The organism is Chromobacterium vaccinii (assembly GCF_000971335.1).
Taxonomy (GTDB): Bacteria; Pseudomonadota; Gammaproteobacteria; order Burkholderiales; family Chromobacteriaceae; genus Chromobacterium; species Chromobacterium vaccinii.
The window spans coordinates 1-1,404 of the sequence record NZ_JZJL01000125.1 but is presented as its reverse complement, the minus strand read 5'-3'; the positions used below and the strand labels follow the sequence as shown (position 1 = coordinate 1,404).

1 protein-coding gene is annotated in these 1,404 nt (G+C 66.4%); it reads left to right on the top strand.

Annotation, left to right across the window (positions count from 1 at the left end):
- The coding region (locus tag VL52_RS25645; protein ID WP_046159205.1) for an ABC transporter ATP-binding protein at window positions 1-1,404 on the top strand (1,404 nt) is incomplete at both ends.

The following is a 1,404-nucleotide window of genomic DNA, read 5'->3' as shown; positions in this document are numbered from 1 at the left end:
GCTGAGCGCGGCCGAGCTGCGCCGGCTGCGCGGCAAGGACGTGGCGATGATCTTCCAGGAGCCGATGAGCTCCTTGAACCCGGTGTTCACCGTCGGCGAGCAGATCGTCGAGACGCTGACGCTGCACGCGAAGCTGTCGCGCTCGGCGGCGTGGAAGCGGGCGGTGGAGCTGCTGCGCGAAGTGGGGCTGCCGGAGCCGGAGAAGCGGGTGAAGAGCTACCCGCACGAATTGTCCGGCGGCCAGCAGCAGCGGGTGATGATCGCCATCGCCATCGCCTGCGAGCCCAAGCTGCTGATCGCCGACGAGCCGACCACCGCGCTCGACGTCACGATTCAGAAGCAGATCCTGCAACTGATCGCCGATCTGCAGAAGAAGCACGGCATGTCGGTGCTGTTCATCACCCACGACCTGGGGGTGGTGGGCGAGTTCGCCGACGAAGTGATCGTGATGCGCCACGGCGTGATCCGCGAACAGGGCACGGTGCGGCAGATCTTCGAGAACCCGCAGGACGCGTACACCAAGGCGCTGCTGTCGTGCCGGCCGCATCTGGACCGCCGTCCCGAGCGGCTGGCGGTGATCGACGACTTCCTGCAGCCCGGCGGCTACGTGGAGCCGGCCGAGCGCAAGCGCGGCTACGCGGCGGACGACGAGATCGTGCTGGACGTGCAGGGTCTGTGCAAGAGCTTCGACATCCGCGAAGGGCTGTTCGGCAAGCGGCAGTTCCACGCGGTGCAGGACGTGTCGTTCAAGCTGGCGCGCGGCAAGACCTTGGGCATCGTCGGCGAGTCGGGCTCGGGCAAGACCACCGTCGGCCTGACGCTGGTGCGGCTGCACCAGGCGACCGCGGGCAAGGCGCTGTTCCACGGCCAGGACCTGATCGGCATGAGCGCCAAGGAATTCCACACTTACAAGAAGCGGATCCAGATCATTTTCCAGAACCCGTACGCGTCGCTGAACCCGCGCTTCACGGTGGAGCAGATCCTGACCGAACCGATGCTGCTGCACGGCATCGGCCAGGATGCCGGCCAGCGCCGCAAGCTGGCGCAGGAGCTGCTGGACAAGGTGGGGTTGGCGGCCGGGGCCCTGGCCAAGTACCCGCATGAGTTCTCGGGCGGCCAGCGGCAGCGGATCGCGATCGCGCGTTGCCTGACCTTGAAGCCGGAAGTGCTGATCTGCGACGAATCGGTGTCGGCGCTGGACGTGTCGGTGCAGGCGCAGGTGCTGAACCTGCTGCAGGACCTGCAGGACGAGTTCAAGCTGTCCTACCTGTTCATCTCGCACGATCTGGCGGTAGTGAAGCACATCTCCGACCAGGTGTTGGTGATGAACAAGGGGCGGGTGGTGGAGCAGGCGGACGCGGACGTGATCTACCGCGAGCCGCGGGACGGCTACACCAAGAAGCT